19 protein-coding genes are annotated in these 21,596 nt (G+C 60.2%); 10 read left to right on the top strand and 9 right to left on the bottom strand.

What is annotated here, in order from left to right; translation table 11 throughout:
* Positions 1 to 152: 152 nt before the first annotated feature.
* Entirely contained in the window at positions 153 to 686 is a 534-nt protein-coding gene (locus NL528_RS27115; RefSeq protein ID WP_309177516.1) for a hypothetical protein, read from the bottom strand.
* Between the two features lie 186 nt (positions 687 to 872).
* Here NL528_RS27115 and NL528_RS27110 point away from each other — a divergent pair, with 186 nt between their 5' ends.
* A complete protein-coding gene (locus NL528_RS27110; RefSeq protein ID WP_309177515.1) occupies positions 873 to 2,291 on the top strand; it encodes a LanC-like protein in 1,419 nt (472 codons plus the stop codon).
* Between the two features lie 150 nt (positions 2,292 to 2,441).
* Here NL528_RS27110 and NL528_RS27105 read toward each other — a convergent pair whose 3' ends face one another.
* Positions 2,442 to 3,110, bottom strand: a complete 669-nt coding sequence (locus tag NL528_RS27105) for a hypothetical protein (protein WP_309177514.1) — start codon at positions 3,108 to 3,110, stop codon at positions 2,442 to 2,444.
* 214 nt (positions 3,111 to 3,324) lie between these two features.
* On the opposite strand from NL528_RS27105, the gene NL528_RS27100 reads away from it, so the two are divergent.
* Positions 3,325 to 3,450, top strand: coding sequence for a hypothetical protein (locus NL528_RS27100; protein ID WP_309177513.1), 126 nt, complete (start codon positions 3,325 to 3,327; stop codon positions 3,448 to 3,450).
* Positions 3,451 to 3,955: 505 nt separating this feature from the next.
* Positions 3,956 to 4,381, top strand: coding sequence for a hypothetical protein (locus NL528_RS27095; RefSeq protein WP_309177512.1), 426 nt, complete (start codon positions 3,956 to 3,958; stop codon positions 4,379 to 4,381).
* 281 nt (positions 4,382 to 4,662) lie between these two features.
* Here the strand turns inward: NL528_RS27095 and NL528_RS27090 are convergent, their stop codons facing one another.
* Positions 4,663 to 4,845 (bottom strand): hypothetical protein, encoded by a 183-nt coding sequence (locus tag NL528_RS27090; protein ID WP_309177511.1) that lies wholly within the window; start codon positions 4,843 to 4,845, stop codon positions 4,663 to 4,665.
* Positions 4,846 to 5,511: 666 nt separating this feature from the next.
* On the opposite strand from NL528_RS27090, the gene NL528_RS27085 reads away from it, so the two are divergent.
* The 4 genes from NL528_RS27085 to NL528_RS27070 all read left to right on the top strand — a co-directional run bounded on the left by NL528_RS27085 (position 5,512) and on the right by NL528_RS27070 (position 10,146).
* On the top strand, positions 5,512 to 6,084 hold the full coding sequence (locus NL528_RS27085) for a DUF2147 domain-containing protein (protein ID WP_309177510.1): 573 nt from the start codon (positions 5,512 to 5,514) through the stop codon (positions 6,082 to 6,084).
* 339 nt (positions 6,085 to 6,423) lie between these two features.
* Entirely contained in the window at positions 6,424 to 7,707 is a 1,284-nt protein-coding gene (locus NL528_RS27080) for an IS256 family transposase (protein ID WP_309176722.1), read from the top strand.
* Positions 7,708 to 8,601: 894 nt separating this feature from the next.
* A complete protein-coding gene (locus NL528_RS27075; RefSeq protein ID WP_309177509.1) occupies positions 8,602 to 9,198 on the top strand; it encodes a VIT1/CCC1 transporter family protein in 597 nt (198 codons plus the stop codon).
* Between the two features lie 87 nt (positions 9,199 to 9,285).
* Entirely contained in the window at positions 9,286 to 10,146 is an 861-nt protein-coding gene (locus tag NL528_RS27070; protein ID WP_309177508.1) for a TorF family putative porin, read from the top strand.
* A gap of 136 nt (positions 10,147 to 10,282) precedes the next feature.
* On the opposite strand, the gene NL528_RS27065 is transcribed toward NL528_RS27070, so the two are convergent.
* Positions 10,283 to 11,701, bottom strand: a complete 1,419-nt coding sequence (locus NL528_RS27065) for a DUF2252 domain-containing protein (RefSeq protein ID WP_309177507.1) — start codon at positions 11,699 to 11,701, stop codon at positions 10,283 to 10,285.
* Between the two features lie 136 nt (positions 11,702 to 11,837).
* Between NL528_RS27065 and NL528_RS27060 the strand changes: the two genes are divergently transcribed.
* Complete coding sequence (locus NL528_RS27060; RefSeq protein ID WP_309177506.1) at positions 11,838 to 13,556, top strand: SulP family inorganic anion transporter; 1,719 nt, start codon at positions 11,838 to 11,840, stop codon at positions 13,554 to 13,556.
* Between the two features lie 24 nt (positions 13,557 to 13,580).
* Positions 13,581 to 14,438: a carbonic anhydrase gene (locus NL528_RS27055; protein WP_309177505.1), complete on the top strand. Its 858-nt coding sequence runs from the start codon at positions 13,581 to 13,583 to the stop codon at positions 14,436 to 14,438.
* A 101-nt stretch (positions 14,439 to 14,539) separates the two neighbouring features.
* Here NL528_RS27055 and NL528_RS27050 read toward each other — a convergent pair whose 3' ends face one another.
* The gene (locus NL528_RS27050; protein ID WP_309177504.1) at positions 14,540 to 14,872 is read right to left on the bottom strand and encodes a hypothetical protein; all 333 of its coding nucleotides are present in this window, start codon (positions 14,870 to 14,872) and stop codon (positions 14,540 to 14,542) included.
* A gap of 1,146 nt (positions 14,873 to 16,018) precedes the next feature.
* Here NL528_RS27050 and NL528_RS27045 point away from each other — a divergent pair.
* Positions 16,019 to 17,800: an adenylate/guanylate cyclase domain-containing protein gene (locus NL528_RS27045; protein ID WP_309177503.1), complete on the top strand. Its 1,782-nt coding sequence runs from the start codon at positions 16,019 to 16,021 to the stop codon at positions 17,798 to 17,800.
* A 215-nt stretch (positions 17,801 to 18,015) separates the two neighbouring features.
* Here the strand turns inward: NL528_RS27045 and NL528_RS27040 are convergent, their stop codons facing one another.
* From NL528_RS27040 to NL528_RS27025, 4 genes are all read right to left on the bottom strand, one after another.
* Positions 18,016 to 18,618: a glutathione S-transferase N-terminal domain-containing protein gene (locus tag NL528_RS27040; protein WP_309177502.1), complete on the bottom strand. Its 603-nt coding sequence runs from the start codon at positions 18,616 to 18,618 to the stop codon at positions 18,016 to 18,018.
* Between the two features lie 207 nt (positions 18,619 to 18,825).
* Positions 18,826 to 19,530 (bottom strand): DUF1214 domain-containing protein, encoded by a 705-nt coding sequence (locus tag NL528_RS27035; protein WP_309177501.1) that lies wholly within the window; start codon positions 19,528 to 19,530, stop codon positions 18,826 to 18,828.
* Positions 19,494 to 20,228 carry a DUF1254 domain-containing protein gene (locus NL528_RS27030; RefSeq protein ID WP_309177500.1) on the bottom strand — a complete coding sequence of 245 codons (735 nt, stop codon included), beginning with the start codon at positions 20,226 to 20,228 and terminating at the stop codon, positions 19,494 to 19,496. The genes NL528_RS27035 and NL528_RS27030 overlap by 37 nt, the downstream gene beginning before the upstream one ends.
* A 242-nt stretch (positions 20,229 to 20,470) precedes the next feature.
* Positions 20,471 to 21,361 (bottom strand): ABC transporter substrate-binding protein, encoded by an 891-nt coding sequence (locus NL528_RS27025; protein WP_309177499.1) that lies wholly within the window; start codon positions 21,359 to 21,361, stop codon positions 20,471 to 20,473.
* Positions 21,362 to 21,596 lie beyond the last annotated feature (235 nt).

The raw sequence follows: 21,596 nt of genomic DNA, 5'->3' as shown, positions 1-21,596 counted from the left end.
AGGCGGCCTTAGTGACCGCTTAGGGCCAAAATCGGAAGTGATAGGGCTCGCGCGGCACGTCCGTTCTACCCTCAACAGCAGACATCGTCAGGCCGGCCCGGCACGTCCGAAAAGTGCCAGCTGCGGATATGCAGTGGTGCGCGCTCTGGCCATTAGCGCGCCGCGCGACGAAACAGAAGAGCAATGACAAGGTAGAAGATAAAGCCAAACGGGATGATGATCCACGAGTCTTCGCTAGACGTCCCGGAAAACAGAACGGTTGGTACCGCCATCAGGAAAAACACTACGATTCCGAAGAAGAAATAGAAAAGCCCTTTGAAAATGCGCTTGCGCGTGGACACGGCCGGCTGGGTGAGAAAGAACCGAGCCAAAAGCGACTGAGGCGCGGCCACCTCCATCTCTGTACTGCGTGGGATGGACATGTGCGGCTGACGCAGAAACGCCTCGCAATGTTCGATCTCCGTGTCCAGGAACGGCCTGATCGGACCTTCCGGGAGTTGCGTGCGGAGCTTGTTCAGCCGCTCGAGGAAATCGAGCCGTTTGTTAAGATAGTCGATCGTTGCCAATTCCTTGGAAATCCTCGATCGGCCAAGGGCCCACGCCAAAATCGGCGAAAGGATCACGGGAAGCGCCGCAACAAGGAGCGGAATGTAGACGGGGACTGCGGTGGGCTCCGCGGCGGCCATCGGCGATTCCCTTTACGAGATCCTACCGGTCAAACGACCGTGCGGTTTGCCGAAACCGGCAGTATTATAAATGGACAACAGACGAGGGTCTAGAGATCGATCTTCGCAGGATGGTTGGAGCGAGCAGGACCCTTCATCCGTATGTCGCTTCCAGGCCAAAAACGGAAGTCGCGGCCTTGCGCCGGGATGTCTGCTTTACCCCGAACAACGGACATCATCAGATCGACCGGGCTGGTCCGTTTCGTGCCAGAGGCGGACATTGATGCCTCATTGCTGCGCCGCGTTGAACCATTTCAGATGGTGCAGTTGGTTTGCCGCGCGGCACGCTTTTGGATAGCCTTCATTCAATCGTGCGATCCTTACTTGCCTCATCTGAAGTACAGATTGACAGCGCTCAGGAGCCCCTACGCCATGATTACCCCCGGACGTCATCGCCCGCTTGTACAGGACGCCTGGAATGAATCGGCTGTTCGGGTCGCGATCGAAGAAATTGCGGCCGATGCGATTGCCCATTTCCATCCCGACACCTTCTGGCCGGCTCACCCGAGTGACGACGGGGTGGGAGATGGCGACCCCAGCTTCTACAAGGGCGCGGCAGGTGTCATTTGGGCACTAGATTACTTACATCGCATAGGGGCTACCCGTGTCGCCGAAGACTTTCGCTCTGTGCTGCCAAAGCTGATGGAGCGGACAGTCATCGACCACGAAGCCAGTTCGCCGACCGATTACGAGAAGCATGGCTCGCTGCTTCGCGGCGACATGGGTGCGGCACTTCTGGCAATGCGCCTTGAGCCGACATCGAGCCTCGCCGACCTGGTTTATAGGCGCGCCGAAGCAAATAATGGACTGCCAATCCGAGAACTCATGTGGGGTATGCCGGGGTCGATGGTCGCGGCAGTCCACATGGGCGAGATAACGGAGGAAGAGCGATGGCGCGGCCTCTTCGAAGTGCAGGCAGCGCGACTGTTGGCCGAACTGGAGGACACGCCGCAAGGTCCGCTTTGGGCCCAGGATCTTTACGGTGCCAAAGACCGCTTTCTCGGGCCCGTTCACGGCTTCGCCGGCAACGTCATCCCATTATTGCTCGGATGGGATTGGTTGACGGCGGCACAGCAAGCGCACGTAGCCGAATTTGTGCCGATGACGCTTGAAGCGAATGCGTGGCGGTACGAAGTTGGAACAACATGGGGCCCAAGAAGCAAGCGCGAGAAGCGGCTTTTCATTTGTCAGCACTGTCACGGTGCGCCGGGGATGGTGACGACCTTTGCTGACGCGCCCTTCGCTACGCCAGAATTCGACGCGCTTCTGTTGAATGGCGGGCGCTTTGCCTGGGCCGCCGGACCGCTAACAAAGGGGTCGAACCTTTGCCACGGCACGGGTGGAAATGGCTACGCATTCCTCAAGCTCTACCGACGCACGAATGATCCGATTTGGCTCGACCGCGCGCGCCAGTTCGCCATGACTGGCATCTTCCAGTGTCGCGGCGCTCAGATGGTTGCTGGTCGCGGTCGGTATTCGCTTTGGACCGGTGACATCGGTCTTGCAATCTACCTTTGGGATTGCATCACAGGGGACGCTCGGTTCCCGACTATCGATGTGTTCTGACTCTAGCGAACTGGGACCGCTTTGGGTCAAAAGCTGAAAAGCTCAATGGGAGCACATGTTTTCCGCTCTGCCCCCAACAACGGACAAAAAGCGACAACGGCGGCATGTCCGAGTTGTGCCAAATCCAGGCATGGTCAACGTGGCGCACACTCAGTGACCGAAGATCGGCTTACTGTAAAAGTCGGGAAAGATCGCGGGAAGATACAGGTGGGCCTGTATGCGCGCACCGATGTCGCGGCCGGAATGGGCATCGATCGGGATGATCGCCTCCGCCGCGACCTGGAGATAGCGGTTGACCCAGATGACGCCGGGATCGACCGTGCCGGTCGTCCTCCCCGCGAGCGGCCCATTGAGGGGCGTCGCCGTTGTGAATTCAACCAGCGGAACCCATCCCTCCGGGTAGCGGGTCCCGGTACGGTTGGGACCGGTATACTGGTTGGTGACCAGGCTGTATTCGAGGGCAAAGCCCAACTGCAGGATCTTCGGGTTGATCGCCTCGGCGAGCGTGGTCGGGCCGGTGGGCAGCGGCGTCAGGCTCGTAAACGCGCCTGTGTCTGTGCGTGGGATATTGATCGTACCCAATGAAGTCAGAGTGGACGATTCGGTTGGCACCGCGACGGCGGCCGTGGCGCTGATCGTGAGCGGCCGCAACCACGCCACCGAATCCGGCAGATCACCGAAGCCCTTGCCGATATAGACGGTCGGCGTCAGCGTGGAGAATGATGAGGCGATTCCTGGCGCTCCGGTGCCACCGATCGCCGCCGTGCCGCCCATCAGCTGCTGGTCGAAGCGGCAAAACCGTAGCGCAAAACCGTCCACTTCCTACCGCCGACCGAGTGCCATATATGTTTTTGCGGCCCAATATTTTTGCGACTTGGCAGCGACCGTTCGTCAAAAGGCGCGACTTCCGGTATGGGTCAAAGGCGGACTTCGAGGCAGATAGCCGGTATGTCCAATTTGCCCTCGACACCCGACATAGGTTAGCTCCAATCGCCAGCGGGTCGCGCAGGCAGCGCGGCTGTCGGTTGACTTCGTGAAGGCGCTTCTGAACCATAACGACAAGGGCGTGACGAGTATGTATGCGCGCTGGCACATGTTCGAAGAGAAGCGCGAAGCCGTCATGGCGATTGAGGCGGCGGTGTTGCCCTTGATAGCCTAGACAGCGGGCCTTTTCATTGCGGACACTCTTTACTCGTTAGCCGCCGATTGAGACGGCCTATAGTGTGAGGGCTACAAACGCGAATAGCCCGATAAGCGAGCCGAGGGCTACGACGGTGATAGCGAGGAAAAACTTGCTCATGCGGGGCGCCGCTAAGCTATCCGGGGCCTTTCTTTTAAGGATAGGAGTTCGCATCGTCCGAACAGTCTCCTAGTCGAAAAGGCACTTATCAGCCCGAGCGCCTGCTACGTGCTGGCACAATAGAGACATCTACTTCGCAGGAAATCGGCACCACTAAGGTTTCAGTCTCCCAACATTTCGGGCAGTCGAAAGTGTGCAAATCGAACCCCGGTCTTTCAGGTTCGATGAGCCGCAATGCCATCGTCTCCCCGCATTTTGAGCAACGAGGACTCTTGATAACGTCCATGGACACGGCGTTTATCCCCAATAGGCAAATGCACCATTGGACGCGCTTTGCGCAAATCCTATGTTCTGAAGGTGACGGATGTTTGGAAAAGTGACGGTGCCCGCGCAGCAATCACGAACGCGTTTTTGGAATATTAAATTGCGCAATGTTTGCCACGCGCCGGAACAGAATCGCATGCCCGAGGTTTGGGTTCACCCTAACCAACTTGGGAGTCTTCTGATGCGATCCAAACTTGCAATCTCTGCTCTTGTCGTAGCTTCGCTCTTCGGCTCGACGCTTATTGCGTCTGCTCAGAGCCAACCCGCGCCCGGCGCGTCGAGTGAAGGAAACGTCGGTCTCGGCGCTACCTCTGGCAAGAAAACGAAACACGAAAAAGGCATGACCACAGGGTCGAGCACGCGCAGCGGTGCCAAGAAAGGCGACGCGGCGAATCCATCGGACCAAGACGACGCTCGTTCCGGGTCCGGTACCATGGCTGCTCCGCCAAGCGGTAGCAAATATTGACATTCTTTCGAGGGATGGATGTACCCTCGATAACAACGGCCCCGGAGCAATCCGGGGCCCTACTGTTTAAGGATGCGAGTTCGCATCGTCCGAATAGGCACCCGGCTTCTTCCGGCCTTGCTTGATGCAAGCGCGAAACAGCGAACTCCCAACGTGCCGCCACATGTTCGAAGAGAGGCGCGAAGCCGTCATGGCGATTGAAGGTGATGCCGCTCTTGCGAGTGGTGCTCGCAGCCTAAGAGGCTAGCCGCTCTTCGCAATTGACGCCGTCGCGTGCGCGCCTACTCGTTTTCCATCCGACGAGATTTGACGTTTTTCTCGCCGGTTTTCTGTTTCGGCGTTGTTGGCGTTTCCGATGAGAATTCGCTGTCCAACGGGCTCGGCTGGTGACCTGTCGCTGCGTCGATCATTGACTTGGCCTGCGCATTTGGGTCCAAAACCGGATGTGGGTAAGTCATGCTCATTGACCGACCTCCGTCTTCAACGCCCCCAAGCAGTATCCTAGCTCATTAGCTCCGGTTTAGATACCGGGACCGCTCTCAGTGCGGCCGTTGAGAACCGGGTCCGACCCTTACGGCGATAACCGGGCAACGACGGCGCGCCTGTTCGGCTGCATATCGTATTGTTCACAGCCGTTCGCTTGATCAACGAGTTCGGCGTGCTACTACGCGGCCTTACATTCACTCTGGAGAGCATGAAGTGCAGCGCGGATCATCCGTCGCTGTGCAGGCACACTGGCCCAACGCTCCCGCCGCTACTGTGACCCTAGTCACATGTCGCTGTTGTCGTCGTCGGTCGTGATGACGCGATGAGCGCGAAGGGCTCGCGGATGTCTGCATCACGCTCAGAAGCGGACATTTGGGCTGGCCTTCAGCACGTCTGCTTTGTGCCAGGAGCGGACGTAAGGTCAAGATCGGGAAATGACAGCAGCCCCCAAACCCGGTATCTTAAGCAGATTGTTAGCTCTCTTCGAGGTTCCCAGGCGAATTATGCCAACGCACTGCAGGAGTCGCGACCAACCACTATCCGGGCCGCGACCGCAGCGTTCCACGACCTGCTCGCAAAATGGCCGTAGTCTGCAGCAATTGAAGGCAGTCACTGAATTCGACGGATTGGTCGAGGTGACAACGATGCGGAATTCGTCTTTCGGACTTCGGCGATTGCTGTCGCTTATCGCGGGCCTTACCCTCTGGGCCGCCGCCGCTTGGGCGGCTGCGGCGGAGCCCTCCGCGGCGGGCCTGTGGCAGAAGATCGAGAACGGCGAGCCCCGGCTTTACGTGTTGGTCGTCGATCACAACGGCGTCTTCGAAGGCGTGATGGCGAAACTTTTCCCCAAGCCGGGCAGTACAGGCCCGCGGATCTGTTCGGAGTGTACCGACGACCGCAAGAACGCGCCCTGGCTCGGTATCTCCTTCGTCCGTGACATGAAGCGCAACGGTCTGAACTATGAGAACGGCAACGTGCTCGATCCCCGCGACGGCAAGATCTACAGCGCCATGATGACCTTGAGCCCGGATGGGCAGAACCTGACCCTGCGCGGCTATATCGGCATTTCGCTGCTCGGCCGGGACGAGACATGGACCCGCCTGCCTGACAGCACCATCGCCCAGATCGATCCCGCCATCGTGGCAAAATATCTCCCAGCGCATGCCGCCGCGATGAAGCCGCCCGCCATACAGAGGAAGATGGCGCCAGCGCATTAGCCGTAGCGGCGGGTGTGGCCTTTAGAGCAAATAGTGAAATCGAACGGATGAACTTTCCACAATCGTGGTTGGCCTTTGGAAGCATCCAAAGCGTTATAGTCCCGCTGCCCGTGACCGCCATTAGTTCTTAGACTCTAGAAGGCTAGGCCGCATCGGCGCAGATGCCTGTATCCCTCTCGCGTTTTACCTCGAGCAACGCGAGCGCTTTTTTTGCCAGCATGCGATTAGCGGGGTACCGGAGGAGCTATGGCCCAAAGTTGGTGACGGCGTGAATCGGGAAGGCGGCATATCGTGGGGGTGTTCAACGCCTCCACTTCTCCACCAAAGGAGCGATATGCCGTGTCTAAGGATACCGTCGTAAAACTGATTCAGCCAGGAACTTTCAGCGACCAACTCACCGACATTTTGCGCGATGGGGCGCGTGCCCTTCTCGCCCAGGCGGTGGAGGCCGAGGTCGCCGGGTTTCTTTCCAAGCATGCCGATTTGAAGACCGAGGATGGCCACCAACGCGTGGTGCGCCACGGTCATCTGCCCGAGCGCGAGGTGATGACGGGCATCGGCGCGGTCCCGGTGCGCCAGCCCCGCGTGCGCGATCGCGAGGCCGCAGCCGGCGATCCCCGCCGCATCCGCTTCTCGCCATCGATCTTGCCGCCCTATATGCGCCGCTCGAAGTCGATCGAGACGCTGCTACCGATCCTCTACCTGAAGGGCATCTCGACCGGCGATTTCTCGGACGCTCTGGCGGCCTTGCTCGGCAAGGATGCGCCCGGCCTCTCGGCCAGCGCCATCGGCCGCCTGAAGGACGGCTGGCAGGATGATCATGCCCAGTGGCGCAAGCGTGATTTGTCGGGCAAGCGCTACGTGTACGTCTGGGCGGACGGCATCCACCTCGAGGCGCGGCTGGAAGATGAAAAGCAGTGCATCCTGGTGCTGATCGGCGCGACGCCCGAGGGCAAGAAAGAGCTCGTCGGGTTCACCGATGGCGCTCGGGAAAGTGCGCAGGATTGGCGCGATCTGCTGCTGGATCTGAAGCGATGCGGGCTCGATGCCCGGCCCGAGCTGATGATCGCCGACGGCGCGCTCGGCTTCTGGAAAGCGGCCGGCGAGGTCTGGCCGAAAGCACGCGAGCAGCGCTGTTGGGTGCACAAGACGGCGAACGTGCTGGGCAAATTACCCAAGAGTGTGCAACCAAAGGCCAAGCGGGCGCTGCAGGAAATCTGGATGGCCGAGACCAAGGCCAATGCCGAAGTCGCCTTCGACGCCTTCATCGAAAGCTACACGCCGAAATACCAGAAGGCCGTCGATTGTCTGACGAAGGATCGCGACCTGCTGCTCGCCTTCTACGACTTCCCGGCCGAGCATTGGAAGCACCTGCGCACCACCAACCCGATTGAAAGCACTTTCGCGACCGTCCGCCACCGCACGATCCGATCGAAAGGCTGCCTCTCAAACAAGACCGCTCTCGCCATGGTATTCAAGCTGGTCGAAGGGGCGCAACGATCCTGGCGACGGCTCGACGGACATGCACACTTGCCAAAGATCATTCTCGGTGTGAAATTCACCGACGGGATCGAGGTCACCGCCAAGCTGGCCGCCCCTCAGCCCGCAACCGCCGCCGCCTGACTGATCAGGCCGTCACCAAAAATTGGCGATAGCTCGTACCGGAGCGGTAACGGCCGCTATGGGTCATTTGCAGATATCCACACTTGTCGCCGCGAAGACAGACGCAATACGTGGCGAAGGACCTGGAGATTGGGCAACCTATCAACTCCAAAGAGTGTTCAGAAACTGCAGACGGCCTTGCACGCGAAAGCGAAGGCGCGAAGTCTTGTCCGAGAGCCGGATGCGGGAGATCTGCCTGTCCGGTTCGATGAGCGGGATTTGGAAACGGAGCCATGGTAGAACCACTAAGGCACCGCCAGACGAAAGGGGCGGCAACAGATATGTTCTGCCTAACGCCACCGCGCCACATCTCGACTCTACCGTCAGAAGCTGACTTCGGCCGAAAACGCCGGTAGGTCCGCTAAGGGTCCAAACTGAGACCTTGAGCCGCGTCCGGGATTCGTCCGTTCATCCCCTGACAGCGGACATGCCGGACTAACGCCGGCAGGTCCGTTTGGTGCCAATAACCGACATAGCGACCCGAAGTTCGCCAACGCGAACCCCCGAAAGAAAGTCCACCCAAAGGGGCCCTCTCAATTTCAAACCTGACGATCGCAGATCACGCGGCAATCAATGGTTTTGACTTCCGGCGATAACCTACGCATCATCAGGACTCACGGGGCGGCGCGCATTGCGAGCCGATGGCGTCGAAGATAAAGTCGGAGGGTTCGATCGTACTGCGACGCTCGATGCTGTGCTCCGCGCCTACATTGTGTAGAAAGGTCTACTCCGCCGGCTAAAATAGTCAGCAAATCCCCCTGAAGAGTGAGCCAATGGGCATTTGATTTGATGTCAGAGGTTTCAGATATACCTTTCAGGCGCGTCTTGGATCCGATGGAACGAATCTCGGAGACCTTGTTCGGCCTGATCATGGCTCTCACCTTCATCTGCTCCCTCGGTGTCGCAACGGCAGGCAATATCAAGATTCAAACGATGCTGATCGGTGCGCTAGGCTGCAACCTGGCCTGGGGTATCGTTGACGGCGGTCTCTATCTGTTGGCTCGCATCAACGAGCGGGGAGGCAAGATCCTGACACTGCGCGCAGTACGGCTGGCACCGGATCCCGAAAGCGCGCGGCGCGTCATCGCCGACGCACTACCGCCGGAATTAGCGGCGATCTTACCTCCGGAGCAATTGGAATTGATGCGGCAAAATTTGCGACAGTTGCCCGAGCCGCCCCCCGGTCCAGGGCTGACGAAGCGCGACTGGACCGGAGCGCTGAACCTTTGTTTGTTGAGCTTCCTTTCAACCTTTCCGGTGGTAATCCCGTTCCTGTTCCTGAGCGACGCCAGATTAGCGCTGCGCGTCTCCTACGCCGTTGCTATCGTGATGCTGTTCTGCTGCGGTTATGTGTTCGGAATTCATAGCGGGCTGAGGCCTTGGGCGGCGGGTCTTTCGATGGTGGCCTTTGGTAGTGCGCTGGTTGGCGTCGCGGTAGCTCTTGGAGGATAATCGACTGTGCGGCAGCGAGGTGTTGCATCGGTTCGGCCTGTAAGCGGCGCATCGATCGCTGCGTTGGCTGGGTTGTGGCTTGCACCAATGACCGGCGGTCTGGCGCAGGCCGAAAACCCCGGTCCCGCCGGCGCGATCGGCCTTGGCAATCGCGGATGGTCGGCGGCCGACACCAACCATTCTGCGTCTGCGAACGAGCTCGAATTCAGTGCCCGCGCGGGGGTCGCATCCGATTACATTTATCGCGGGACCACGCTGTCCGATCATGGGCCCGCGGCCGGCGCCGCCTTCGAAACAAGATTTGAATCGCTGTACGCCGGCACCACGGTCGCCACCGTCAAGCTGCCGACCCAGCCAGCTGCCGAATTCACTTTTGCCGGCGGTATCCGCCCGAAGGTTGCAACGATCGATTTTGATCTTGGCGTGACCTATTTCGCGTATCCCGGTGAAAGGCTGCCCGGCGAGACCAACGGCATCAATTATTGGGAGGCGGTCATCCGCGGCGATCGGCGCATCGGCGAACAGGTCCGCATCGCCGGCGGCTACGCCTATTCCCCCAACGTCTCGAACACCGGCGCCTGGGATCAATATGTCGCGGCCGGGGTTGGCTATGATGTGCCGGGCCGGCTGCTTCCGCAGAACCTAGCCATATCGTTCACGGCTGCTGCCGGCTATTCCTGGTTCGGAAATCAGGCCGCGCAACTCGGCGGCTTCTCGCTACCTGCTTATCTTAATTGGCAGGCGGGCGTGACCTTTACCCACAAGGCCTTCAACCTCGATCTGCGCTACTACGACACCAATCTGTCGAAGGAAAACTGCTTTGTCTTTACAGGCGATCCAAATGCGCGGCCAGGTGGCCGCGTCAATCGCATCACGAACCCGGATGGCCTAGTTTCGAACTGGTGCGGCGCGACGTTCGTTGCTAAGGCCTGGTTTGCGTTTAACTAGGGCGCGGACCCATTAACGCGCAACCATAACCTGATTGACGCAAGCAAAAGTTGGCTCGCGCTAGTCGGTCGCCGCTCGACACCAATGGTCATCCTTCACTCTCCCCGGGATAAGCTGTTGCAGCGCAGCACTGTTGCTAGGATTCCAGATAAACGTTGATGTCGCCGTTCTTCACAGCAGCTTTCAGGGTGGCATGGTCGCGCTCGGCCTGATCGGCGTAGGCAACCGCAAAGCGGCCCATGGCCCGGTCGAATTCATCACTGGATGAACCGAGATAGCCGCTGATCGTCGCCGATATCTCGCTGACCTTGGCATGGGCGCGCGCGAGCACCCAGCCGCACGCACCCGCATAGACTTCCAGAACGTCCGCGTCGAACGTTTCGATCAGGGGTTTTATCTTGGCGTCGCGCAGCTGCCGCACGTAGAACTGACGGTCGTGGGGGCCCGTGAGCCAGCCGAGGAAAATATCCGACGCAGGCTGCATCAGGCGCTGGCCCATCACCACGCGCTGTCCGTGATGACGATAGGCGCTCTTTCCCGCATAGGGCTCCAGAACGGATTGCGCCGCCTCCTTCACCTGCAGAAACAGCGGGCCGTTGGCCTCGGACATCATGAGGACGATCCAGCATCGCCGGCCCACACTTCCAACACCGACCACCTTGATGGCGGCGTCGACCAGCCGGTAACGGTCGAACAGCTGACGCCGGTCATCGGCCAGCGAATCCCGGTAGGTGCGCAAGATCCCTTCGAGCGTCGAAAGAAAATCAGGAGCGCGAGCCGCATCCGGATGAAAAATGAGCGGAGGTTGTTCCGTGATACGGATTTGGCCACCAACGCTGCCGGCAAGCTTGGGAAAATCCAACTCCGAGCCCCTGTCTGTGGCCGCCTGGTCGATCCGCCGTTGCAGGCGTTTCCGGGCACTCTTTGGCGCGTTCGTCATCAGATCCTCGGCTGCAATGGCCGCGTACCATACAGCGAGTGGGTCCATCCTGGAGAATTCGCGCATGTGTTCGCGATAGCCGCGCGCAGCAGCCGTGGCGCAATCGCGGCCCGTGGCGTCGGACAATCCGATCGATCGGGCGGCAAGCATGACCGAGGCAGAGAGGCGCTTGACGTCCCATTCCCACGATGCCGGCGATGTCTCATCGAAATCGTTGATATCAAAAATGATATGGCGCTCGGGGGTCGCAAAGCCTCCGAAATTCGCGAGGTGGCAGTCGCCACAGGCCTGCACGTACAGCCCGGTGCTCGGCGTCCGCGCCAGGTCCGCAGCCATCACGCCTGCAGTGCCACGAAAGAATGCGAACGGCGATTGCAGCATCCGGCCATAGCGGATCGGCACCAGCTCCTTCACCCGGCCGGCGTCCGATCTGTGCAGGATGTCGATCGGGTTCGGCCGGTCTTTGGATGGTTTCCAGCGGCCATGATCCTCGCGCGCAAGCTTGTCGCGAAGGGCCTTGCCGGCGGCAGCGCGATCGTCCGGGGAAACGATGTGAGGTGTTGCACCGGCGGCCGGCTTCGTCCTGGCCTCTGATTTGCTGCTGGCACGATCCATCATAAACTCCGGCTTTTGAACCACCGCTTACCGTTCATGTTTCGGTCCGGAATCCCGAGAGCGTTGACTTAGATCAAGCGATCGGCAGATCAGCCAGGTCAACGTTGCCGTCCAATCAGCCGAAAGGCTTGGCACCATGGCCGACGCGACAGAACGAACGGACAGGGTTGAACGGCAAACTTCGTGGCTATCGTGGCTGCCACCAACCCGGTGGCTCGCGGATTATTCTGCGGCCTGGCTTCCTTCCGACATCATCGCCGGAATCACGCTCGCAGCCTACGCAATCCCGGTCTCCCTTGCCTACGCCGGACTGGCCGGGCTGCCCCCGCAGGTCGGGATCTACGGTTACCTGCTAGGAGGAGTCGGCTACGCGCTGTTCGGCTCTTCACGGCAGCTTGCGATCGGGCCGACCTCCGCCATCTCGCTCATGATCGCCGGCACGGTGGGCGCGATGGCTGCTGGCGACACACTCCGTTACGCACAGATTGCCAGCCTCGCAGCCTTCACTGTCGCCGTGCTCAGCCTCTTCGCCTGGCTATTGCGGTTGAGCGCGCTGGTCAAATTGATCAGTGACAGCATTCTCGTTGGATTCAAGGCTGGTGCCGGCCTCACCATCGCGATGACCCAGTTGCCGAGCCTGTTCGGCGTCGCAGGTGGCGGTCACAACTTCTTCGAACGAGTATATCTGTTTGCTGGACAGCTCGGTCAAACCCAGCCGCTGGTCCTTGTTGTCGGGCTGGTAGCCCTCGTTCTGCTCGTCGCCGGTGAACGTCTGCTGCCCGGACGACCCGTCGCGCTCGGCGTCGTCGTGCTGGCCATCGCTGCCGCGACCCTGTTCGGTCTGCCGGCGCTCGGTGTTCCCGTGACGGGCAAAATCCCGTCGGGTCTGCCGAACCTCGCCGCGCCGGCTCTGCGGATCCGAGACGTCGAAGGCATCCTCCCGCTCGCAGGGGGCTGCCTGTTGCTGGCCTACATCGAGGGCGTGTCGGCCGCTCGAACCCTTGCGGCGAAGCACGGCTACGCGATCGACGCACGCCAGGAGCTTCTCGGCATCGGCGCCGCCAATCTCGCCGCAGCGATTGGACAAGGTTACCCGGTTGCCGGTGGACTGTCGCAGTCGGCCGTCAACGACAAGGCCGGCGCGCGCTCCGCTTTGGCGCTCATCTTCGCCTCGGCCACACTGGCCTTGTGCCTACTTTTTCTCACGGGGCTACTGGAGAACCTTCCGAAGGCTGTTCTCGCTGCGGTCGTCCTCACCGCGGTGTATGGACTATTGGATTTCCCGGCGATGCTCCGCATGTGGCAGGTCAGCCGGCTGGACTTCCTGGCAGCGGCGATCGCGCTCCTGGCCGTGCTCTGGCTGGGAATCCTTCACGGCATCCTGCTCGCGGCCATGGCTTCCATTCTGCTGCTGCTCGCGCGTGCATCGCAGCCTCACGTCGCCTTCCTGGGGCGGATTCCGGGGACCGAACAGTATTCCGATATGGAGCGTCATCCTGACAACGAGCCGGTGCCTGGCGTGATCGTGTTTCGGCCGGAGGCCTCGCTGATCTACACCAATGCCGATGCCGTGATGGAAGCGGTTCTGACCCGCGTTCAATCCACCTCTGGCCCGATCCGTCTGGTGGTCTGCGATCTGTCTGCATCACCCTTTATCGATCTCGCCGGCTCGCGGATGTTGCGTGACCTGGAGGCCGAGCTCTCCGGCCGCGGTATCGCGCTGCGGATCGTCGGCGCCCACGGAAGAGTGCGCGATCTTTTGCGCGCCGATGGCCTCGAAGACAAAGTCGGAGGCATCGATCGCACCGCAACGGTCGAGAAGGTGCTTTTGGTGTCGTTGAGACAAACAGGCTAACCTTACCCGCAAAAGGAAGCCGATGTGAAAACGGTCGACGTCATCTACCGATATCAGGCAGATGCGCCTGCGAGACACCGACCATCCGATAGCGACGAAGCGCGACTTCGTCTCGATGAAGGCAACCGGACCTTCGCCACGCTACTCGAGCAGGTCAAAGACGAGCACGGGCGGACAGAGAGAGTTGTGCCCGTCGATGCACGTGATTTAGGCCTGATCTCTGACGAAATCGGAACACCCATCCAACATCCCTTCGCCGCAGTTCTTGGCTGCTCGGATGCCAGGGTACCGATCGAACTCATTTTTAGCGAAGGTCCGAATGACCTCTTTGTCGTCAGGGTCGCAGGCAACGTGCTGGGCACGGACGTCCTGGGCAGCTTGAAGTTTGCTGTGGAGCACCTTGGCGGCAGTTTGAAGCTCATCGTTGTCTTGGGACATAGCGGATGTGGCGCCGTAACCAGCGCTGTCGATGTGTTCCTGGATCCCAGCGACTACTTGTCGCTCGCAACGAAGCATTCGCTGCGCAACATTCTGGATCGTTTGCTGGTTGTGATTCAGACTTGCGCAAGGAAGTTGACCACGACGTTCGGTCCGGAGATTGTGCACCGCCCGGGATATCGACAGGCCCTCATTGAAGCATCGATCGTGACCAATGCCGCGCTCGCAGCTTATTCAATACAGGAGGGGGTCCGGACGAACGACGCGGGTGAACTGCGAGCGGTCTATGGTGTCTACCTTCTTGAGACCCGAGAGGTGTGGGCACCGCGTCCAGGCGACACGAAAACCGTCGGACTGGCGGCAGCCCCGAACGACCTTGCCGGATTTGTCGATCTTGGCGCCGCCATTGTTCGGTCGGAGCGAATTGCTCGTCTTCTCAGATAGCGGAACATGTTTGCGTACAACCACAAGTAACGACGTACGACGCGCGCTTGCCTCTGATGCTGGTCGCCGAGACGCAAGGAGCACCAACGGCGTCGCGCGGCTCAGTAGTTCGGGCAAACCCAGTTGCCGTAGGCGTCGTAGCCGCAGCCGCTGCGGTAGTAGGCCCCCGTCGCAGCTGCGCCGACCGCGGCCGCGCCCACTGCCGCCGCACCGACACCGTAGCCGCGATAGCCGTAGCGCCCGCCGCGCACAGCGACAGCACCGCCCCGGTATCCCCGAACTGCGACCGCGCCTCCGTGGTATCCCCGAGCTGCGACCGCGCCGCCGCGGTAGCCTCCAGCGCGCGCGCCGCCGCGGGCGAATGCGTCATCGGGGAAGGTGGTGACCAGCAGCATGACTGCGGCTGCCAAAGCGGTGAGAACTGGACGCAACATTCGCGTACTCCTTCTTCGAGAGAGGAAAGCCGCGGACACCTGCACATCGCGCCGAACCGCGGGCCTGTCCGAAGCCTCGCGCGCTGGAGCTTCGCGCCCTTGACCTAGATCAAACCTCGCGGTTCCATCTGCGTGAACGAACTGTCACCCGCTCCAACGCGGCATGCTTCCGGATCTTTTTGAGCGGACTGTGGAATTTCGCAAGGGGGCCTTGGTCCGCTCCGGGTGTGCGCCGTGAAAAGGCGGCGCTTTCCAGTGGGTGCAAGCCCCACCCGGCAACCGCTCCAGCCGGAAGCAATCGGAGCAGTCATGGAGGTAACGAAGTGGCTGAAGCCTTCGATTAGCGTGTCACGAATTGGTGACAGCGCGAGTGTGCAGGCCGTAACGCGAGTGAACGCCGAGCAAGCCTCGAAAAGGACAATGCGCAGGCCGACCCGACAACCCTATCGGGGAAGACTGATACGTCTGGATGAAATGAGCGAAGCGATACGTTCAGACGCTGCGCCGGGGTAGTGGCGGCGGCATGTACACAAGGAAAGCGTACGAAACACGGGAAGCCCCAAAGCGTGGTCAGCGAGGACCAACCGGAAGCCCGTGAGGGACAGGCCGGGCGCCTTGGGGTGGCGGAGAGGTTCGTAGTACCGCTAAAGCCGGGTAACTCCGGTGGAGGGAAGGGACCTCAGTTCAAGACAGACGCAATACGTGGCGAAGGACCTGGAGATTGGGCAACCTATCAACTCCGAGGAGTGTTCAGAAACTGCAGACGGCGTTGCACGCGAAAGCGAAGGCGTGAAGTCTTGTCCGAGAGCCGGATGCGGGAGATCTGCCTGTCCGGTTCGATGAGCGGGATGTGGAAACGGAGTCACGGCTGAACCACTAAGGCACCGCCAGACGAAAGAGGCGGCAACAGATATGTTCTACCTAAAGCCACCGCGCCACATCTCGACTCTACCAAAACCGGAAAAGCTCAATGGGAGCATATGTTTTCAGCTTTGCCCTGAGAGCGGACATCGTGCACCGCAGTCGGCAGGTCCGTTTCGTGCCATAACCGGTCGTGAGCCGGCCCGCCGCCAGGCGCCGACGAGTGCGTTGGCGTGGCAGTCGGATTTATCATATAAGGTGTGCGGTACGAAAGGTTTGCGTGCCATGGTGCAAGAGCGACCAAGGCCGGTCGAGCGCAGGTTAACCGCAATAATTGCTGCCGACGTGGCTGGCTATTCGCGGCTCATGCACAATGACGAAGAGGCTACGCACGCCAAGCTGAGCGCGCTCCTAACGGACGCTGTCCAGCCCGCAATCGCCGAACACGGCGGTCGCATTGTGAAGAGTACCGGCGATGGGTTCTTGGCGGAGTTCCCTAGCGCGGTCGAAGCAGTTCGAGCTGCTATGCAGTTCCAGAAGCGCATCAAGGAACTTACAATCGGCGCAATAGAAGAATGCCGTATTGCTTTTCGTGTGGGCATCAATATCGGCGACGTGATCGTCGAGCCCCATGACATCTTTGGGGACGGCGTTAACATTGCGGCTCGGCTTGAGAGCATCGCAGAGCCGGGCGGCATCTGCATCTCATCTGCTGTCTACGATCAAATACGAGCCAAGGTCTGGGTTGAATTCGCCGACCTGGGCGAGCAAAACCTCAAAAACATCGCCCTTCCGGTCCGAGCCTATGCGGTAGTCCGGGATAGGTCTAGCCCGCCGACACAGGCTGAGCCGGGCGCACTTTCACTGCCTCATCTTTCCATCGTTGTGCTGCCTTTCGCTAACCTCAGCGGTGATCCGGAGCAAGACTACTTCGTCGATGGGGTAATCGAGAACCTGACCACCGACCTCTCGCGCATCTCTGGTTCGCTCGTGATCGCGCGCAATACCGCCTTCACCTACAAGGGCAAGGCCTTAGATGTGAAGCAGATCGGCCGCGAATTGAGGGTGCGCTATGTGCTGGAGGGAAGCGTTCAGCGCGGCGGCAATCGGATGCGCGTGAATGTCCAGCTCATCGATGCGCAGAGCGGCAATCACCTTTGGGCCGAGCGGTTCGATAAGCCCTTGGCCGACCTCTTCGATATGCAGGACGAAATCGTCGCGCGCCTTGCCGGGACGCTCAACGCGCAGCTCGTCGCCGCAGAGGCGCGCCGCGCAGAAAGGGCATCGCAACCCGATTCGATGGACCTTTATTTTCAAGGTAGGGCTTGGTTAAACAAGGGATCGACTGCCGAGACTAGAGCGCAAGCGCGGGGATTTTTCGAGCGCGCCTTGGCGCTCGACCCCGGCAATATCGACGCGCGGGTCGGCGCCGCGTGGGTCGACGTGAGGACCGGCAACAGCTATACGACCGACGATCGGGCCGCTTGCTTCGCGGCGGCCGAAGCGGCGCTGACCAATACGCTGTCCCTGGCTCCCGAGCACGCCATGGCCCATCAAGTGTTGGGCCTAATCCTAATCTCTACCAACCGGGCGGCCCAAGGCATTGCCGAGTGCGAGCGGGCATTGGCGTTGGATCGAAATTTGGCCCTGGCTCACGGAGCTATTGGTCTCGCCAAGTATAGTATGGGTCTCGGCGAGGAAACCGAGTGCCATGTCCAGGAGGCGCTTCGCCTCAGTCCTCGCGATGCGAGCGCCTATCGCTGGATGATGTACGCCGGCTTCGCCAAACTACTGCTTGGCGCGGACCAGGAGGCAGTCGCGCGATTGCGTCGCTCCGTCGAGATGAACCGAAATTTTCCGCTCGCGCATTTTTATCTCGCCGCCGCCTTGGCGCATCTTGGCCGGCTCGATGAGGCGCGGTCCGCGGTTCAGGCCGGGCTTGCCCTCGATCCCACTTTCACCATCTCCCGCTTCCGCGAGCGCGCGTCGAGCGACAATCCGACCTATCTGACTCAGCGCGAGCGCATCCGCGACGGGATGCGCAAGGCCGGGCTGCCGGAGGGATGAGCGCGGCCCATCGGCTCGCCGCGATCCCTCGCCGTAAGAGGATAGCGTTTTCCAGGCGTGCCAGCCTCTAACACAAGCGCGGCCTTGAGCATTCGGCCATACGCCCGATTACCCGCCGGGCCACCTATATCCGACGCGCGTCATGCAACTGGCGTAGACGTCGAGGGATATCCGCTTTGCTCCTGGCCAGCGGATTCAAACGAGACTCGGGCGCATCACGGCGGCGCCGTCCTTTGCATTGAAGCCAGCTCGGATATGCCGCGCATCCAAGCTGCTAGATGGGGGCGGCCGGTCGTGAGATCACCGAAACCGCGCTTCGCCGCGACATCGAGAGCCACTGCGAGGCTCAAGTGCGCCATAGTTGGCGCGCTCTGCATCAGCGGATCAGTTACACGACCCTCAAATACATCGGCCACGCGCTGTGCACGCGTTACCTCATGCGCCAAAACAGTAGCCGAACGCTCGCCTGCGGGCCGAGCCATCTCGCGCACCCATACGCAGATGCCCTCGCACATGTTGCGCGCCGAGAACTCTAACTGCTGGTAAGCCCAATCAGTTTGATGTTTAGGGTCGTGGAAACGAGGCTTACCATCTAGGTGGTCGAGATAAGCGCAGACGAGTTGGCTATCCTCCATGCCAACACCTGAATCATCGATGAGGTACGGCACGCGCCCAGATGGGTTAATCCGATAGTAAGGGCTATCTGCAGTACGCGTTTTCGCCGCGATAATCTCCACGCGATCCTCAAGCGTCTTTTCAATTACCAGGATGCGCGCCAAGCGCGCGTAGGGTGAAGTGAACGTGACATACAGCTTCATATTCGGTGGGCCATCCATACTTCGCAAAGAATGCAATTACATCAAGTATTCGCGGTCGGCGAAATGGGTTTCACGGCTCAGCATGTCTCAAATGGGTCAAAACCGGAAAAGCTCAATGCGAGCATATGTTTTCCGCTCTGCCCCCATCAACAGACATAGAGCGACCACGGCGGCATGTCCGAGTTGTGCCAACAGCAGACATCCCGATCATTGCGCCAAAACCCGCTCGATGTCCGGCAGCTTCCACGTCCTGTCGAATAGCGGTTTGTCGGGATCGTAAAAGCGCATCGCGGGGAAAAACGCATTTCCCGACGCGGTATATATCCAGTTTGCCTCCTTGCCCGCTGGTGCCTTGGGGCCGAAGTAGATATCTACGGAGCCATCGGCGTTCCGCTGCATGGCCTGATTGTAGCTATCGAGTGTGACCACCGGAGCTTCACGAATGAGCGCGGCGGTATCCACCGCGTATACGATCATTGACCAGTATTGCTTTGCCGGAACGTTTGCCGGGACGCGTACCGTGTAGGTCATCTCGCCGCTCAACCGCTCCCCCCGGCTATCGCGAAACGTGAAGAGATACACCAAGCTGGTCCCGGTCTTCTTCGGCAAGGCAAAAGCTGCGAAGTTGGCATAACCGCGAGCGTCAATGTCCAACGCGTCCCCGATCTGGTAGGTAAACCCGGTTTTGACGCCTTTGGGGTCAGGTGGGGACCAGTTTCGATCCGGCCACCACGGTTGGCTGTAAGAGGTCAGCGCTTCAATGAAGTGCGCCTGTGCTTCCTGCGCTGCAGACTTCAGTATGTTCTGCGTAGCCGCGTCTGGCTTGAAGTCTTTTCCCTTCTCAATGCCCACGCTCTTAAGCATGCCCATTATGGTCACGTCGCGCGGTAGCACCGGCTCTTCCTGAACCATGCGGTTGAGGTTCTCAAAGAAACGCTCGTCGAAGTTGGCGATGCCATCGAACGTCTTGCCGTAAATGTCGATGAAGCGTTGTTCTGGGGGGTGGCGGCTTGCGCGAACGGATAGACGCGCAACTTCTTCACCAACGCCAACGCAGCCGCGGTATCGGCATCGGTTGTTCCGTTCCTGATCGCCCTATACAACGCATAACCGTTGTAGGTGGGGTACCTAATCGGGAAGAAGCCTGCCGGGGTATCACCTTTGAAGTCGGGTGGGAGCAGCAAGTACTTGCCGCCCTTGCCTTGGTCCTCGCCCGCAGGACCGATGTCGGTCATTGGCTCATCCCAAGCATCAACCATGGAGCCGAGCAGCCCGGCGTTAACGGCTGCCGGCATTTCGACAACGACTGGCCCGTCTTTCAAATTGTAGTTGAAATAGATGTAGTTCGTCGAAGCATTAGGCGTCGTGACTTGGAACTTCCAGTCCTGTGGTTTTGAGAAGTAGCAGATGTCGTTGTACTTTGCGCCGACATCGCGAAAGTACGCCTGCCGCATCGCGTCAGTGTTGACTAGCGGCATACCCCAGATCGCCGCCTCTACCGCGCGCCGCTCGATAGTGCGCCGGGCAAGGTCTTGCGCAGAGAAGGTTTGCGCTTGCGCCGAGATTGCGGTGACGATTAGTGCGAGCGTAGCCCAAACCGTTTTCGTCATGGCTTTCCTCCCTCGGAAACCCAACCGGAACCTTGCGCTGATCTTAGGCGGTGTGAATGTCAAATTCCAGTTGAACAGAGTGTCGCACGTAACCATCACCATGTCCGACGTGGGTCAAAAGCTGAAAAGCTCAACGGGAGCATATGTTTTCCGCTCTGCCCCCAACAACGGACATAGAGCGACCACGGCGGCATGTCCGAGTTGCGCCAATAGGCGACATATGCAGCGCAGCAAACTGCAGTTTATTCGATCACCTCATTGGCGCGGGCGAGCAGCGCTGCTGGTACTTCAAGCCCGAGCGCTTTCGCGGTCTTCAGGTTGATCACTAGTTCGTATTTTGTCGGCACCTGCACGGGCAGGTCGGCCGGCTTCTCGCCCTTGAGGATGCGATCGACGTAGCCAGCCGCTCGCCGGAACTGGTCAGTCGGGTCGGGTCCGTATGAGAGCAGCCCGCCGCTGGCGACGAAGTAGCGGTAGGGGTAGACCGCGGGCAAAAGGAGCCGAGCGGCCAGCGCGATGATTTGGTGGCGATGGACTGAGGTCGACGGACTCCCCGTCACAATCAGGCCACCGTTCGACCCGCGTGAGAATGCAATGATCGCGCGCTCGATCTCGCCCGCATCGCGCACGCCGATGGGGAACAGCTCCACCCCGAGAGACGGCGCCACCGACTGGATGGCACCCCACTGGCCAGTGCCGCTTATGGCGGGCTCTCGAACGACCGCCGCTCGCGTCACTCGAGGCGCGATCTCTTTGAGCAGCTCGATCCATTTTCCGCTCATGCTGTATTCGTAGACCGTGAACCCGGTCGCGTTGCCGCCCGGGCGTGCCAAACTCTCGACCAAGCCTGCACCGACAGGGTCGGCGACCCCCACAAACACGATTGGAACGCTGGCAGTCACCTGTTGCAATGCGACCACGAGCGGGGTGCCGCTGGCAGCCAAGACGACGTCCGGTGCAAGCGCGACCAGTTCCGCCGCGCATTTGCGAAAGCGGTCTGGATCGCCAGCGGCCCAGCGGTAGTCGATCTGCAGGTTGCGGCCGACGGCCCAACCCAATTCCCGCATACCCTGCTCGAACGCGATGATGCGAGGCTGTCCTTCCGGATCGTCCGCGGCAAGATGCATCAGCATGCCGACGCGGCGCACGCGCTCGTTCGGCTGCCCGCGCGCCGCGAGCGGCCACGCAGCCGCCGCGCTGCCGAGCAGTGATATGAATTCTCGCCGTCGAATGTGGATTGCCATGAGACACTCCCGTGGGGTCGCCTCATGCGATAGAGGGCACAATATCACGCTTAGCAAAAAGACGAACAATGCTTTTGCACTGCAGAAGCCTTGAGTCGCTCATGTCTCAGATGGGTCAAAAGCT

Origin of the sequence: Bradyrhizobium sp. Ash2021, from assembly GCF_031202265.1 — a bacterium.
GTDB lineage: Bacteria > Pseudomonadota > Alphaproteobacteria > Rhizobiales > Xanthobacteraceae > Bradyrhizobium.
This window is presented reverse-complemented; position numbering and strand designations above follow the sequence as displayed.